This is a genomic window from uncultured Martelella sp. (genome assembly GCF_963677965.2).
GTDB lineage: Bacteria > Pseudomonadota > Alphaproteobacteria > Rhizobiales > Rhizobiaceae > Martelella > Martelella mangrovi.
The window spans coordinates 400,734-413,530 of sequence record NZ_CAXXFM010000003.1; the positions used below are offsets into that span (position 1 = coordinate 400,734).

The 12,797-nt window shown below is 60.5% G+C and carries 15 protein-coding genes; 6 read left to right on the forward strand and 9 right to left on the reverse strand.

Going from position 1 to position 12,797, the window contains the following annotated elements; translation table 11 throughout:
* Window positions 1-35: 35 nt before the first annotated feature.
* The 3 genes from ACHZCU_RS21050 to ACHZCU_RS21060 form a co-directional block, all read right to left on the reverse strand.
* Window positions 36-719, reverse strand: a complete 684-nt coding sequence (locus tag ACHZCU_RS21050; protein ID WP_319520417.1) for an outer membrane protein — start codon at window positions 717-719, stop codon at window positions 36-38.
* 110 nt (window positions 720-829) lie between these two features.
* Complete coding sequence (locus tag ACHZCU_RS21055; RefSeq protein ID WP_106304867.1) at window positions 830-1,315, reverse strand: Lrp/AsnC family transcriptional regulator; 486 nt, start codon at window positions 1,313-1,315, stop codon at window positions 830-832.
* Between the two features lie 99 nt (window positions 1,316-1,414).
* Window positions 1,415-2,047 (reverse strand): uracil-DNA glycosylase family protein, encoded by a 633-nt coding sequence (locus ACHZCU_RS21060; protein WP_394706155.1) that lies wholly within the window; start codon window positions 2,045-2,047, stop codon window positions 1,415-1,417.
* A 146-nt stretch (window positions 2,048-2,193) separates the two neighbouring features.
* On the opposite strand from ACHZCU_RS21060, the gene ACHZCU_RS21065 reads away from it, so the two are divergent.
* Together ACHZCU_RS21065 and ACHZCU_RS21070 are read left to right on the forward strand one after the other, a co-directional pair.
* Window positions 2,194-3,960: a HAMP domain-containing sensor histidine kinase gene (locus tag ACHZCU_RS21065; protein WP_319520419.1), complete on the forward strand. Its 1,767-nt coding sequence runs from the start codon at window positions 2,194-2,196 to the stop codon at window positions 3,958-3,960.
* Window positions 3,961-3,984: 24 nt separating this feature from the next.
* Window positions 3,985-4,488: a GNAT family N-acetyltransferase gene (locus ACHZCU_RS21070; protein ID WP_319520432.1), complete on the forward strand. Its 504-nt coding sequence runs from the start codon at window positions 3,985-3,987 to the stop codon at window positions 4,486-4,488.
* 9 nt (window positions 4,489-4,497) lie between these two features.
* Here the strand turns inward: ACHZCU_RS21070 and ACHZCU_RS21075 are convergent, their stop codons facing one another.
* Both ACHZCU_RS21075 and cobT read right to left on the reverse strand, forming a co-directional pair.
* Complete coding sequence (locus ACHZCU_RS21075) at window positions 4,498-4,866, reverse strand: diacylglycerol kinase (RefSeq protein ID WP_319520420.1); 369 nt, start codon at window positions 4,864-4,866, stop codon at window positions 4,498-4,500.
* Between the two features lie 184 nt (window positions 4,867-5,050).
* The gene (cobT, locus tag ACHZCU_RS21080) at window positions 5,051-6,064 is read right to left on the reverse strand and encodes a nicotinate-nucleotide--dimethylbenzimidazole phosphoribosyltransferase (protein ID WP_319520421.1); all 1,014 of its coding nucleotides are present in this window, start codon (window positions 6,062-6,064) and stop codon (window positions 5,051-5,053) included.
* A gap of 107 nt (window positions 6,065-6,171) precedes the next feature.
* On the opposite strand from cobT, the gene cobS reads away from it, so the two are divergent.
* Together cobS and ACHZCU_RS21090 are read left to right on the forward strand one after the other, a co-directional pair.
* Complete coding sequence (gene cobS / locus ACHZCU_RS21085; protein ID WP_319520422.1) at window positions 6,172-6,951, forward strand: adenosylcobinamide-GDP ribazoletransferase; 780 nt, start codon at window positions 6,172-6,174, stop codon at window positions 6,949-6,951.
* An 84-nt stretch (window positions 6,952-7,035) separates the two neighbouring features.
* A complete protein-coding gene (locus ACHZCU_RS21090) occupies window positions 7,036-7,737 on the forward strand; it encodes a TIGR02281 family clan AA aspartic protease (RefSeq protein WP_319520423.1) in 702 nt (233 codons plus the stop codon).
* A 4-nt stretch (window positions 7,738-7,741) separates the two neighbouring features.
* On the opposite strand, the gene ACHZCU_RS21095 is transcribed toward ACHZCU_RS21090, so the two are convergent.
* The 4 genes from ACHZCU_RS21095 to ACHZCU_RS21110 all read right to left on the reverse strand — a co-directional run bounded on the left by ACHZCU_RS21095 (window position 7,742) and on the right by ACHZCU_RS21110 (window position 10,976).
* Window positions 7,742-8,563, reverse strand: coding sequence for a sulfite exporter TauE/SafE family protein (locus ACHZCU_RS21095; protein ID WP_106304889.1), 822 nt, complete (start codon window positions 8,561-8,563; stop codon window positions 7,742-7,744).
* 374 nt (window positions 8,564-8,937) lie between these two features.
* Window positions 8,938-9,147 (reverse strand): DUF3126 family protein, encoded by a 210-nt coding sequence (locus ACHZCU_RS21100; protein WP_106304892.1) that lies wholly within the window; start codon window positions 9,145-9,147, stop codon window positions 8,938-8,940.
* A gap of 97 nt (window positions 9,148-9,244) precedes the next feature.
* A complete protein-coding gene (cysE, locus tag ACHZCU_RS21105; RefSeq protein WP_319520424.1) occupies window positions 9,245-10,072 on the reverse strand; it encodes a serine O-acetyltransferase in 828 nt (275 codons plus the stop codon).
* A 124-nt stretch (window positions 10,073-10,196) separates the two neighbouring features.
* Window positions 10,197-10,976 (reverse strand): alpha/beta fold hydrolase, encoded by a 780-nt coding sequence (locus tag ACHZCU_RS21110; RefSeq protein ID WP_106304898.1) that lies wholly within the window; start codon window positions 10,974-10,976, stop codon window positions 10,197-10,199.
* 147 nt (window positions 10,977-11,123) lie between these two features.
* Between ACHZCU_RS21110 and ACHZCU_RS21115 the strand changes: the two genes are divergently transcribed.
* Complete coding sequence (locus tag ACHZCU_RS21115; RefSeq protein WP_106304901.1) at window positions 11,124-11,369, forward strand: zinc-finger domain-containing protein; 246 nt, start codon at window positions 11,124-11,126, stop codon at window positions 11,367-11,369.
* A 57-nt stretch (window positions 11,370-11,426) separates the two neighbouring features.
* Window positions 11,427-12,599, forward strand: coding sequence for an FAD-dependent monooxygenase (locus ACHZCU_RS21120; protein ID WP_319520425.1), 1,173 nt, complete (start codon window positions 11,427-11,429; stop codon window positions 12,597-12,599).
* The last annotated feature ends 198 nt before the right edge of the window (window positions 12,600-12,797 follow it).

The following is a 12,797-nucleotide window of genomic DNA, read 5'->3' on the forward strand; positions in this document are numbered from 1 at the left end:
CGCAGGACCGATTCGAAAGATATCGCAGGCGCGGATCAGAACTTCACGCCGATGCCCGCCTTCACGGCATGGTTATGCATCTTGATCTTGGCATCGACGCCGGCCAGGGAGGCAAGGTCATCCACCGCGTCCTGATCCGGATAGCCGGTATAGCGGTATTCAAGCCGCCCGAAGACATTGTCGGTGAAGGCGTAGTCGAGGCCCGCCCCGACCGTGTAGCCAAACAGCGTATCGCTGACGGAGATATTGTGCGTGCGCGCATAGACATTGGCGACTGCCGCACCGCCCGTTACATAGAACAGCGCATTGCCGGCGCTGTAACCGAGACGCCCTCGCAGGCTGCCGCTCCAGTCGGAGCCGAGGTCATAATCGAACCCGAGGCCGGTCGGGAAGCTGCGTTTGCCCCAGCTGTAGCTCGCATCGCCCTCAAGGCCGACAACGATATTGCCCATCTGCCTGTTGTAACCGGCAAAAAGCGTGGCGTTCGCCCCGTCGAAGTCGGTGTCATCCGAACCGAGGCCGCTCAGTGTGCCGCGCGCATCCGACCAGCTGAAGCCGCCGCCCACACCGGCATAGGGCCCCGTCCAATACGCCGCGGCAGCGGGCGCCTGTCGGTAAGGTGCAGGTTGCAATGATGGACGCAAAATCAGATCGGCCGCCGACGCCGGAAGGCAGGTTGCGCCATAGGCCACGACAAGGCAGGTGAAAATTTTCCTCATGGATCGCTCCGTAGGTGATGACTTAACGAAGAGATATCCGATGGAAAGTTAAGAAAATCCCAACCTCTGGTTTATCAGAAAATACGAATACACAACCTCTATTGCCGATCTCAATCGCCGTTCTTGGCAGATTCGAGCTGCAGGTAATCCAACGGAAGCTCCGTTGAAAACTTGATCTGCTCCATGGCGAAGGATGACGAGACATCGCGGATTTCAATCTTGGCAATGAGGCGCTTGTAAAAGGCGTCATAGGCAGCGATGTCCGGCACCACCACCCGCAGCAGATAGTCCACCTCGCCGCTCATGCGATAGAATTCAAGCACTTCGGGGAAATCCGCGATCACCTCGGCAAACCGCTTCAGCCACTCCACGGAATGGCTGTTGGTGCGAATGGCGACGAAGACTGTGACGTTAGCATTGACCTTTTCCGGGTCGAGCAGCGCCACCCGGCGCTTGATGATCCCCTCTTCCTCCATTTTCTGGATGCGCCGCCAGCACGGCGTCGTCGAAAGTCCGACCTTCTTGCCGATATCGGCCACCGCAAGCGTCGAATCCTCCTGAAGAAGGCGCAAAATCTTTCTATCCAGACGATCCATATTCGCTCTCCGTAAAAAATTTTTGCCGTTATAGCAAAATTCCAGACAGATAAAAGCTGATTTTGCATATGCAGCAAGCCACTATGAGTAAACGCCGGATCAATCGCCGCTATAAAGCCGCACCGCCGCCTTCAGTTCCGGCAGCACCTCTTCTTCAAACCACGGGTTCTTCTTCAGCCAGCCGGTATTGCGCCAGCTTGGATGCGGCAGCGGCAGGATGCGCGGCGCGCGGTTGGCAAAATAGCTTTCCCGCCAGTTGCGCACGGTTTCCGTCAGCGTCTTCCGGCTGGCCGGCCCCATATGCCATTTCTGCGCATACATGCCGATCGCCAGAACCAGTTCGATCTGCGGCATCGCCGCCATGGCCTGCGACCGCCATTGCGGCGCGCATTCCTTGCGTGGCGGAAGGTCGCTGCCGCGGGCATCATAACCCGGAAAACAGAACCCCATGGGCAGGATCGCAAACCGGGTCGGGTCGTAAAATGCCGTTCGGTCAATTCCCATCCAGGCGCGCAGCCGGTCACCAGAGCGATCGTTGAACGGAATACCGGTCTCATGCACGCGCAGCCCCGGCGCCTGCCCGGCAATCAGGACCCGCGCGGTGGACGACAGGATTGCCACCGGACGCGGCTGATGCGGCAGGCGGCGTTCCGCGCCGCCGGCAGGACAGTCACGACAGATCCGGCAGGCTGCGATTTCACCCGCAAGCGTTTGCTGTTCGTCCGCGCTCACAGGTCGCACGCCCGGCCGAAAACCCCGGCCGCCGGAGCCACAAAGATTACAGCCCGATTAAAAAACAAGGCTAACAAATCCTTTACGGGAAGCATTTCTTAACAATTCGTTCGTAATCTCCTTATCAGCGAGAACCGAGATTTGCGATGGCGAACCGTAGCGAGGTCCACATGAAACGCGATATGTTCCAGCGTCATGCCCCTCAGGACAGCGACGCAGGACCTGATCCGAAAGCCCCCGGCTTTGCTGAGGAAACGCTGTCGGTCGAAACCTTCCGGCACGCGCTCTCCGTCATCGAAAAAGGCATCCCCGCTGTCGCCATCGCTCTGGTCATCACCGCAGTCGGCTTTCTCTATATCGGCAAGGATCTGATCTTTGCCGTCTGGGCGTTTGCAGCGCTTGTCCTGCACGGCGTCGCCTTCACCATCATCCGCAATGCCGCCCGCGAAGGCCGGGATGCCGCATCGCTTGCCAAATGGAACAACCGCGTCATCGCCGCCTACTGGCTGGCCGGCGGGGCCTGGGCGCTGACCGCACTTTTGAACTGCAATGCCTGCACCGGTGCGGCCTTCCCCTTCTTCAAGGGCACCATGGTGATTGTCGCGCTGTCAATGCTGGCGCTGGGCGCCATGGCCCTGCCCAAGGCCACCTGGCATGTCTTCATGCCGGCGATCATCGCCTTCGGCGCAATCGCCTATCAAAGCCGCGCGCCTTTCGACATCGGCCTTGCCGCAGCGCTTGCCGTTGTCATGGTGTTCATCGCCCATTTCAGCGACCAGCTTGCCGCAGGCAGCAAGGCATTGCAGGCCCAGGAAGGCGAGAAGGATGCGCTGAACCGGCGTCTCACCGAAAGCCTTGAAAAGGCCGAGGCGGCAGCGGAAACCGCCGAAAAGGCAAACCAGGCCAAAGCCGCCTTTCTGGCCGCCATGTCACATGATCTGCGCACCCCTCTCAACGCCATCATCGGGTTTTCTGAAATCATGAAGGAAGAGATGATGGGGCCGCTGAAAAACCCTTATTACAGGGAATACGCCTCGGATATTCACAGTTCCGGCACGCATCTTCTCGACATGATCGACGGTGTTCTCGACCTTTCACGACTGGAAGCCGGCGGCTACAGGCTTGTCGAGCAGCCGGTCTATCTGGTCGATGTTATCGACGCTTCCGTGGCCATGGTCGGCACCGAGGCCGCCGCCCGGGCGATCTCGATCCATTGCGATGCCGGAGAACGGCTTTCCCCGGTCATGGCGGACGGGCGCGCGGTCAAGCAGATGCTGATCAACCTGCTTTCGAACGCCATAAAATTTTCCGCCGAAGGCGCCGACATCCTGGTTACGGCCGGCAATACGGCGGACGGCGGACAATATCTGAGCGTGCGCGACTATGGATGCGGCATGGACGAGGCTGCGCTTTCTGCGGCAACGGAAGCGTTTTCGCGCGGGGCGGGAGCGGCCGATGTCGAAGGCTTCGGCCTCGGCCTTTCGATCGTGCGTCAGTTGATCGAGGCGCATCAGGGTGAACTGCTGCTGCAATCGACGCCGGGCCATGGCACGCTGGCAAGCATTGCCCTGCCGCACGCCCGTGTGACCAATCTGCCGGACGCGAAGCTTTCGATTGCCGAAACCGATGTGGCCCTTCCGCTTTCGCCGGAAAGCGCCATGCCATTCGTCCCCGAAAGTCTCGAGATCGAGACCGAGCAAAACCAACCCCGGACCGCAACCCGCAGCGGCCGCGACCGACTGGCCGCCGCCCTGAAACGGCGCGCCCGCAAAATCGCCAATGATGACCAGCACGACAGCGCGGAAGCCTCGGAGGCCGATTTGCAGATCGAAGCGCAGCTCGAGGCGGAAATCATCGAAGCGCTGGATCGGGAGCGCGAGAGCGAACGTCGCGAAGCCGCAAACGCGGCCTGACCTGCCGAAAGCTTAGCAGACATGATGATCGATATACCGCAACTTGAGACCACTCGCCTTCGGCTGCGTGCGCTCCGTTTTGATGACTGGCCGGATTATCTCGCCTTTCTCGCCTCGCCGCACGCGGCATTCATGGACGGTCCGCATACGCCTGCAACGGCCTGGTCCTATTTCTGCAACGACGTCGCGCAATGGCAGCTTTTCGGACACGGGGGCCTGATGTTCGAGGACAAGGAAAGCGGTGCGGTTCTGGGTCAGGTCGCGCTCTGCAAGGGCCCGCTGTTTCCCGAACTGGAGCTGGGATGGTTCGTCTATGGCGCGGCCGAGGGGCATGGCTATGCAAGGGAAGCGGCGGCCGCCATGCTCGAATGGGGCTTTCGCACACGCCCCGAAAAAAGCTTCGTCAGCTACATCGCGCCTGCCAACCGCCGCTCCGTCGCGCTTGCCGTCCGGCTTGGCGCAACGCTTGACGAAGGGGCCAAACGCCCCACGCCCACGACACTTGTCTACCGTCACCAACGGCCGTGAAAGCCGCGCTCAGAAGAAGACGACATAGACGGCATAGATGACATTGCTGCAAATCAGGCAGAATGTGGCGAACGATCCGAGATCTTTGGCGTGCTTGCCCTCGACGGACCGCTCCGGAGACACACGGTCGATGATTTCCTCGACGGCCGTGTTCAGCGATTCGGCGGCGAACAGACCGAGCATCAGGATGACGAAAACCATGAATTCAACGCCGCTCGCGCCAACAAGCGCGAATGCGGCAAGGCCGATGACAAAGCCGATCAGTTCATGGCGGAAGGCTTCCTCCTTCAGCAACCGCAGGAAACCCTGCCAGGAATAGCCACCCGCCGCCAGCAAATGGCGAAAGCCCGTTTCTTTCTCGATCGGCGGTTCAGCCATGACATCGTCTCCCGGCAGATCTTCAGGTCGGCGCAATCTGTCATCGAAGTGTAACAGGTTCGCGACAAGTGTTTGATGCCGCACCGAAAACGCATGTTAATGCCTGAAAACACCGGTCATGAAGCAGGGACGGGGCCCGCATGCTGCCGCGGTCAAGACGCGCGCGGCAGCACACCGGAGAAGATCACGCCCGTCCCGAAACGCCGGCTTCCTCGAACGTTGCCATGCCCGTATGGCAGGCGGCTGCCGACTTCACCAGGCTTGCCGCAAGCGCGGCACCCGTGCCCTCGCCAAGGCGCATGCCCAGCGCCAGAAGCGGTGTCTTGCCAAGCTTCTGGATCAGCCTGAGATGTCCGGGCTCGGCAGAGACATGGGCGATCATGCAGTGGTCGATTGCGGACGGATTGGCGGCCTTCAGAACGGCTGCCGCTGCCGTAACGGCAAAACCGTCGAGCAGCACCGGCACTTTCTGCATCCGCGCGGCAATGATGGCGCCGGCGATTGCCGCAAATTCACGCCCGCCAAGACGGCGCAGCAATTCCAGCGGGTCGGAAAGATGGTCCCTGTGAAAGGCAACGGCCTTTTCCACGGCAGCAATCTTGCGTTCCAGCATCTCGCCTTCCGCCCCCGTTCCAGGCCCCACCCAGTCGGCAGCCGAACCGCCATAAAGCCCGTAGCAGAGCGCGGCCGCAATCGTGGTGTTGCCGATCCCCATTTCGCCGAGGCAGAGAAGATCGACGCCGCCGGCCACGGATTCCATGCCGTAGGCCATGGTCGCCGCGCAATCGCGCTCGGAAAGGGCCGGTTCGACGGTAATATTCCCGGTCGGATAATCGAGCGCCAGATCGAAAACCTTGAGGCTGAGATCGACCGTGGCGCAGATCTGGTTGATCGCCGCCCCGTTTTTCTCGAAATTGCCGACCATCTGCTGTGTCACGGTTGTCGGAAAGGGCGAAATATTCTCCTCGGCAATGCCGTGATTGCCCGCAAAAACGGCAACCATGGGCCTGTGGACCGCAGGTGCGCGCCCGCTCCAGGCGGCCAACCACATGGCGATCTCTTCCAGCCGCCCGAGTGCCCCTTCCGGCTTCGTGAGCAAGGAGTTACGCTTGCGAGCCGCTGCCAGAGCAGGAGTGTCGGCCGCAGGCAACGCCTCTAGCAGAGAACGGAAGTCATCGAAGGGGTGTTGGGCGTCCATGAAATGTAAGTCCTTTTTTACGAATAGTCTAAATAAGGTCTATTCAGCGTTGTCATAGTCTGCAATAATCACATACTCAAGGTGACAGTATTGATGGAAGCGCTAACATGACGAGATGGAATCGCGTTGTGACAGATCTTGCCACGGCGACAGGTTTCCTGACCAGGTATCCTCTGCCCGCAGGCATGCAGACAGAACAGCCGGAAGGCGCACGGGCCGCCTGGGCATTTCCGTTGGTTGCATCCCTCGCCATGGTTCTGCCGGCGCTCGTTCTCGTGCTGTTCAGCGCGCTTGGCGCAGGCCCGCTTCTATCCACGCTTTCGGCAATCGCCACAAGTCTGCTGGTCACCGGTGGGCTGCACGAAGATGGCCTTGCCGATTCCGCAGACGGGCTTTTCGGCGGCAGGACCCGCGATGACGTGCTGGCCATCATGAAGGACAGCCGCACCGGCGCCTATGGCACGCTTGCCCTTGTGCTGTCGATCACGCTTCGAGCGACGGCACTGGCCATGCTGGTTGCCAAGGGGCCCGAAAATGCGGCACTGCTTTTCATTGCCGCGGCTGCAGCGGGACGGGCCGTCATGGTCCGTCAGTGGTATGCCCTTCCGCTGGCGCGTGCCGACGGCGTGGCGGCCACGCTTGGACGGCCGGACAAGAACAACACCTTATGTGCGGCCATCATCAGCCTCGTCATCGTTGCCCTGGCCAGTGCGCTTGCCGGAGAACTGGTGCCCGCCCTCTTCGCCTTGGTCGCGCTTGCCGTTTCGGCTTACGCCTTCACCTTCTTTGTCAGGCGCCGCATCGGCGGCCACACAGGCGATACGCTTGGCGCCATCGCGCAGATCGGCGAAACCGTTTTTCTCATCGCCCTTGTCATTCTTGTCTGAAACCCGATATCCGGTCAGAACAGACAATCGCGGGACCTGAGTACCACCCTGCCCGCCTGTCGCGTTGGACAAGGGGAGAATGCCGTGCGCCTGTTCTGGATTCTGATTGCGATCATTGCTGTCGGCATGATCATGCTGATGGTCACCGGTGGTGATGGCAATACGCTCGGGCTCGCCAATGACGAATTCGCCTCCGCGCTCTGGCTGTCGCCGCTGCTCGTTCTGGTCGCCGCCGGGGTTCTGCAGGGACAGCGCAATTTCGGCTATGTCTTCCAGTCGCTGCTGATCTGGGCGGCAATCCTGCTGGTGATTGCCGCGGCCTACATCTTCCGCAACGACTTCCGCGACATCGGCGCGCGCCTGTTCGGTGGTCTCGTGCCCGGCATGACGATGACCACGACGACCGTCAACGGCGCAGAACAGGTCATCATCGGCAAAGGGCGAAACGGCCATTTTTCCGCCAATGTGGTGGTCGACGGGGTCAGCCTGCCGATGCTTGTCGATACCGGCGCAAGCCGGATAACCCTGACGGCGGACGATGCCGAACGGGTCGGCATCGATGTGCAGTCGCTCAGCTACATGACCACGGTCCAAACGGCAAATGGTACCGCGCTTGCTGCACCGGTCACGCTTGATAGCGTCGCCGTCGGCCCGCTCGTGCGGCGCAATGTCCGGGCGATGGTGGCAGGAGAAGGCAGGCTTTCCGAAAGCCTGCTCGGCATGAGCTTTCTCAGCACGCTGACCTCCGTCGACATGCGCTCCGACGAGCTGCGCCTGACGGACTGATACCTCAGAAGAACGAATAGAAGAACCGCGCCGAGATCGTCAGCAGGAAAATGCCGAAACCGGCAGTCAGCACACGATCGGAGACCGCATGCGCAGCGCGCGCGCCAAGCGGCGCGATCAGCATCGTGATCGGAATGATCAGCGCCACGGCAACCCAGTTCACATAGCCAGTGGAAAACAACGGCAACCCGGGATGCCCCCATCCGCCGATGATATTGCCGACGAAACTGGGCAGCGAGATCAGCACGCCGACACCGGCAGACGTGGCCACCGCCTGATGGATCGGCCGGTTATAAAGCGTCATGAAGGTATTGTTGAGCGTGCCGCCGCCAATACCGATCAGGCCGGATAAAAGACCGATCAGCCAGCCGACACCGAAAAGTCCGGGATTTTTAGGCAAATCTTCTCCGAGACGCCAGCGGGCGGCCCCCGGATAAAGCATTTTCAAGCCGATCAGCAGCGTGATCACCGCAAAGGCGGCGCGCAGCACATCGCTCGGCGAATAGGCAATGACCAGAACCGAAACGATCGCACCGAACGGCACGGCCAGTATCCACTGGCGCAACAGTTTCATGTCGACCGACCCACGGCGATAGTGCGACTGAAATGATCTCAGCGATGTCGGGATGATGATGGCGAGCGATGTGCCCACGCACAGCTTCATGCGAATGCTTTCGTCCACACCGGCCATGGCAAAGGCCTGATAGAAGACCGGCACCAGCACGGCGCCGCCGCCAATGCCGAACAGGCCGGCCAGGAAGCCGGCAACACAGCCGGCAACGGCCAGCAGTCCGACAAGTTGCAGGATTTCGGAAACCGGAGGCATGCGTATTCCTCTTGTAGACCTTTCAGGCGCAATCGGAGCGTTCGGAAATATAGCTTCGGAACCGGCCGATATGTCATTAAAGCGTGATCTTCTTACACTATCCCGTTGTCAGGGCAAACGGAGATGCAGGCTGCCTGTTTATATTTGCAACAGCGCCTTCCGACACGGTTTTTATCGACATTTTATATTCCGCCCGCGCCTGTTGAGTATTTCTGTTCGAAACGACTTCGGATCACCAAGTCTTTTTTCTTTTCCTGATGCCGGCTCTTCCAGGAGCCGGCATTTTTTATGGCTTTGCCCGACTGAACATCGCCGCAAACGCAAAAACGGCCGCCGAAAGCGACCGTTTTTGTTTCACAAAAGCTGCGATGTGATCAGGGATCGAGATCGACGTCGAGGATCGCCATCGAAAAGTTGAAGGATCGGTCACCGTCTTCATCATCGAGATAGATCACGCCGATGAACTCATCCTCGCGATAGACCTCGCAGGAATCGTCCTTGCGCGGACGTGCGCGAACAGCAAAGAGGGGGCCGAACATGCGCTTGAAATAGGAGTCGAGTTTTTTGATTTCGTCTGGTTTCAAGGGATGAACTCCGTCTGGTCTTCAGGTGTTGGCGCGCTTGTGACACGCCAATGCCGAGAATGCAAATGCGCAAGTGGCAAGCAGCGAACCGGCTGCGTCAGTCATCCGAACCGATAAGCTGATCCATCGAGCGGGCGGGGTCCGAACAACCGGCCGTTCCGATGACCCGGGCCGGCACGCCTGCAACAGTGGAACTCGCCGGCACCGGCTTCAGCACCACAGAGCCTGCTGCAATGCGCGAGCAATCCCCGACGGTGATATTACCAAGCACCTTGGCGCCGGCGCCGATCAGAACGCTGTGGCCGATCTTGGGATGACGGTCGCCGGTTTCCTTGCCGGTACCGCCGAGCGTAACCCCCTGAAGGATAGAGACATCGTCGCCGACGGTCGCCGTCATGCCGACGACAAGCCCCGTTGCATGGTCGAGGAAAATCCCCTTGCCCATCTTCGCAGCCGGGTTGATATCGGTCTGGAACACGCTGGAGGACCGGCTTTGCAGATAAAGCGCAAAGTCCTGACGGCCCTTGTGCCACAGCCAGTGCGCCAGCCTGTGGGTCTGGATCGCGTGAAATCCCTTGAAATAGAGCACCGGCTCCATGAAACGCGAACAGGCCGGGTCGCGGTCATAAACCGCCTGAATGTCGACACGCAGGATATCGCCCCATTCCGGCCAGTCCCGTCGCATCTCGTCGAAAGTCTGGCGCAGCAGGATTGCCTGGATATCGGGATGGTCGAGCCGCTCGCAGATGCGATAGACGACACAGTCTTCCAGCGAGCTGTGGTTCAGGATCGTGGAATACAGAAACGCAGCAAGGATCGGATCCTTTTCCAGGGCGCTTTGAGCCTCCGCCCTCAGGCTCGCCCAGATCGGGTCGACCGCCATAAGGTTTGTCTCGTGACTGCTCTTGTCGGGGTGTGCGGCCATCGTGGCCTCCTGTGGTTTCGGCGCCGGTCTTTGCGGCAACTGTCCTTCCAACGAAAGTCGCTTCGAGCGCGAATATAGATCACTGCGGCACGAATACAAATGCGCCAGCCATCATATTCTCGTGTCAGTCCTCGTTTTGACCGGCCAGGAATTCCAGAACCGCCTTCTTGAACACCCTGTCGCCGACCGCCAGCATGTGGTCGCGATTGGGAATGTCGAGCGCAATCGCATTCTGCATCTGGCCGGCCAGGGTTTGCGGCGAACCCGCCAGATCGTCCTTGGTACCGACGCCGATCAGGGTCGGCGCCGCGATCTTGCCGATCTCTGCGCGTGCGATGTTCTGGCGCGAGGTTTCGATGCAGGCGGCAAGCGCCATGCGGTCGCTTTTGGTCTGGTCGGCAAAGGTGCGGAACATGCGGCCCTTCTCGTCGGTGACGTCATCAAGGGACGGCGCCCGCAGGGCAGCCGCGATCGCATCCCAATCGCCCACCCCGTCGCACAGGCCGATGCCGAGGCCGCCGAACACCAGCGCGCGCACCTTTTCCGGCCTGGCAAGCGCCAGATAGGCCGAAATCCGCGCGCCCATCGAATAGCCCATCACATGGGCGCTTTCGATGCCGAGATGATCGAGAAGCGCGGCGGCGTCTTCGGCCATCATCGCCGGATAGTAGACAGCCGGGTCATGCGGCTTGTCGCTTTGTCCGTGGCCGCGATTGTCGAGCGCGATCACCCGGTAGCCGGCATCGCCAAGCGTCTTCAGCCAGCCCGGATGCACCCAGTTGACCGCCGCCGTGGACGCAAAACCGTGAATCAGAAGCACCGGCACGCCCTCGCCCTCGTCAAAATAGGCCAGTTTGAGCCCGTCATGGGTAAACGAACTGAATTGCGGAAGATTGAGGTTCATTGCCGTCTGCTCCGTTATCGACATCGGACCGAAAGGCCTGGCAGAAACGGTCATTCAAAACCGCGCTGCAACGCAATTCGGGTACTACACATTTGCCGCGAAGAGTTATAGTGTCCGGGCCGAAAGCTCAAGGAACCGGAGATAATCATGGCTGGCCACGGGATCGCCCATTTCAAGAACGACGACGGACACAGAACCATCGAGGTGGGCGTCAAGGAATTCATGTGCGTGGGGGCATCCGCGCCCTTCGATCATCCGCATATCTTCATCGACATGGGCGACGATGACGAGGCCGTCTGTTCCTATTGCTCCACACTCTACAAATTCTCGCCTGCGCTTCACGGCGAGGAAACCAATCCGCCCGGCTGCGCCTACCACGTCGACGCTGCCTGACCTTTCCCTTCCGCGCGCTGGGTTCGTCATTGCGTGGCGAAGGGTCGGGAGGAGAAAATGACGATTGCACATGCAGCCATCATCGGCGCCGGCATTGCGGGCCTGACCGCAGCGCTGGCCCTTGCACGCCATGGCGTTTCCAGCGAAATATTCGAACAGGCCGATGAGCTGACCGAAGTCGGCGCCGGTCTGCAGGTCTCACCCAACGCCGCGCGCTGCCTTGCCAAGATCGGCGTGCTCCAACGGCTCGAGAGCCAGTGGCGCGAACCGGAGGCGGTCACGCTGGCCTCCGGGAGGACCCTGCGCCAGGTTGCCAGCGTGCCTGTCGGCGAAGCGCGCACGCGCTGGGGCGCGCCCTATGGCACGCTCCACCGCTCGACCCTGCAATCGGCGCTCATCCATGCCGTTGCCGCAGAGCCGCTGTGCTCCCTGAAACTCGGCACGCGAATCGACAAGGCCAATGAGTCCCTGCTGGCCGCCAGAACGGAAAAGCCCGCCGACGTCATCATCTGCGCCGATGGCGTCTGGTCGCACAGCCGCCGCCAGATCAAGGGCGCGCCGGAAGCCAGATTTTCCGGCAATATCGCCTGGCGTTTCGTACTGTCATCGGAAGATGCGCCGGGATTTCTGAAGCGCGAAAGCGTCACAGCCTATATGGGGCCGATGGCCCATCTTGTCGCCTACCCACTGCGCGATGTCGGCGGCTTCAACCTCGTGGCCATCGCTTCCGGTGCGAGCGCGGGCGAGGCCTGGCACACCGAGGTGGACAGCAGCTGGAAAACAGCGCTGGAACGCCATTTCAAGGGCTGGCACCCGGACCTGACCAACCTGTTTTCCGCCGACAAGCCCACCTTCTGGCCGCTTTATGAGGTCGGCGAAGGCCATTGGCACAACGGACGCGATACAATCGCAATCGGCGATGCCGTCCATGCAATGATGCCGTTTTCCGCACAAGGGGCGGCGATGGCGATCGAGGACGGTTTCGAGCTTGCCGCCTACCTGTCGTCATCGATGGCCGTGCCTGAGGCGTTCGATGCCTTTGTCGCCCGCCGCAAACCGCGCCTTGCAACCCTGCGCAAACGCACCAACGTCAACAAGTTCGCCTATCACGCAGCAGGGCCGTTCAGGCTTGGTCGCGATTTTGTGCTGAAACTGCGCTCGCCCGATTCGCTCGCCGGGGAACTCGACTGGCTCTACGGTTACGAGGCCTATGGTCTCGACCGAATCTGAACCCGCGAATTTCACCAATCTGCCTGCCTCGCAGGCATTTCGTTCATCTTCGTTTCAGCTTGCCGGTCCTAGACTGGCGATGTTGCCGCAATGCCACTGGCTTTGCCGGCATTATGCAACGGGGATCACCGAAACATGAAACTCCGCACTTTCATCACATCAACCGGCATCGCGATCGCCGCGACACTTTTCGCCTTT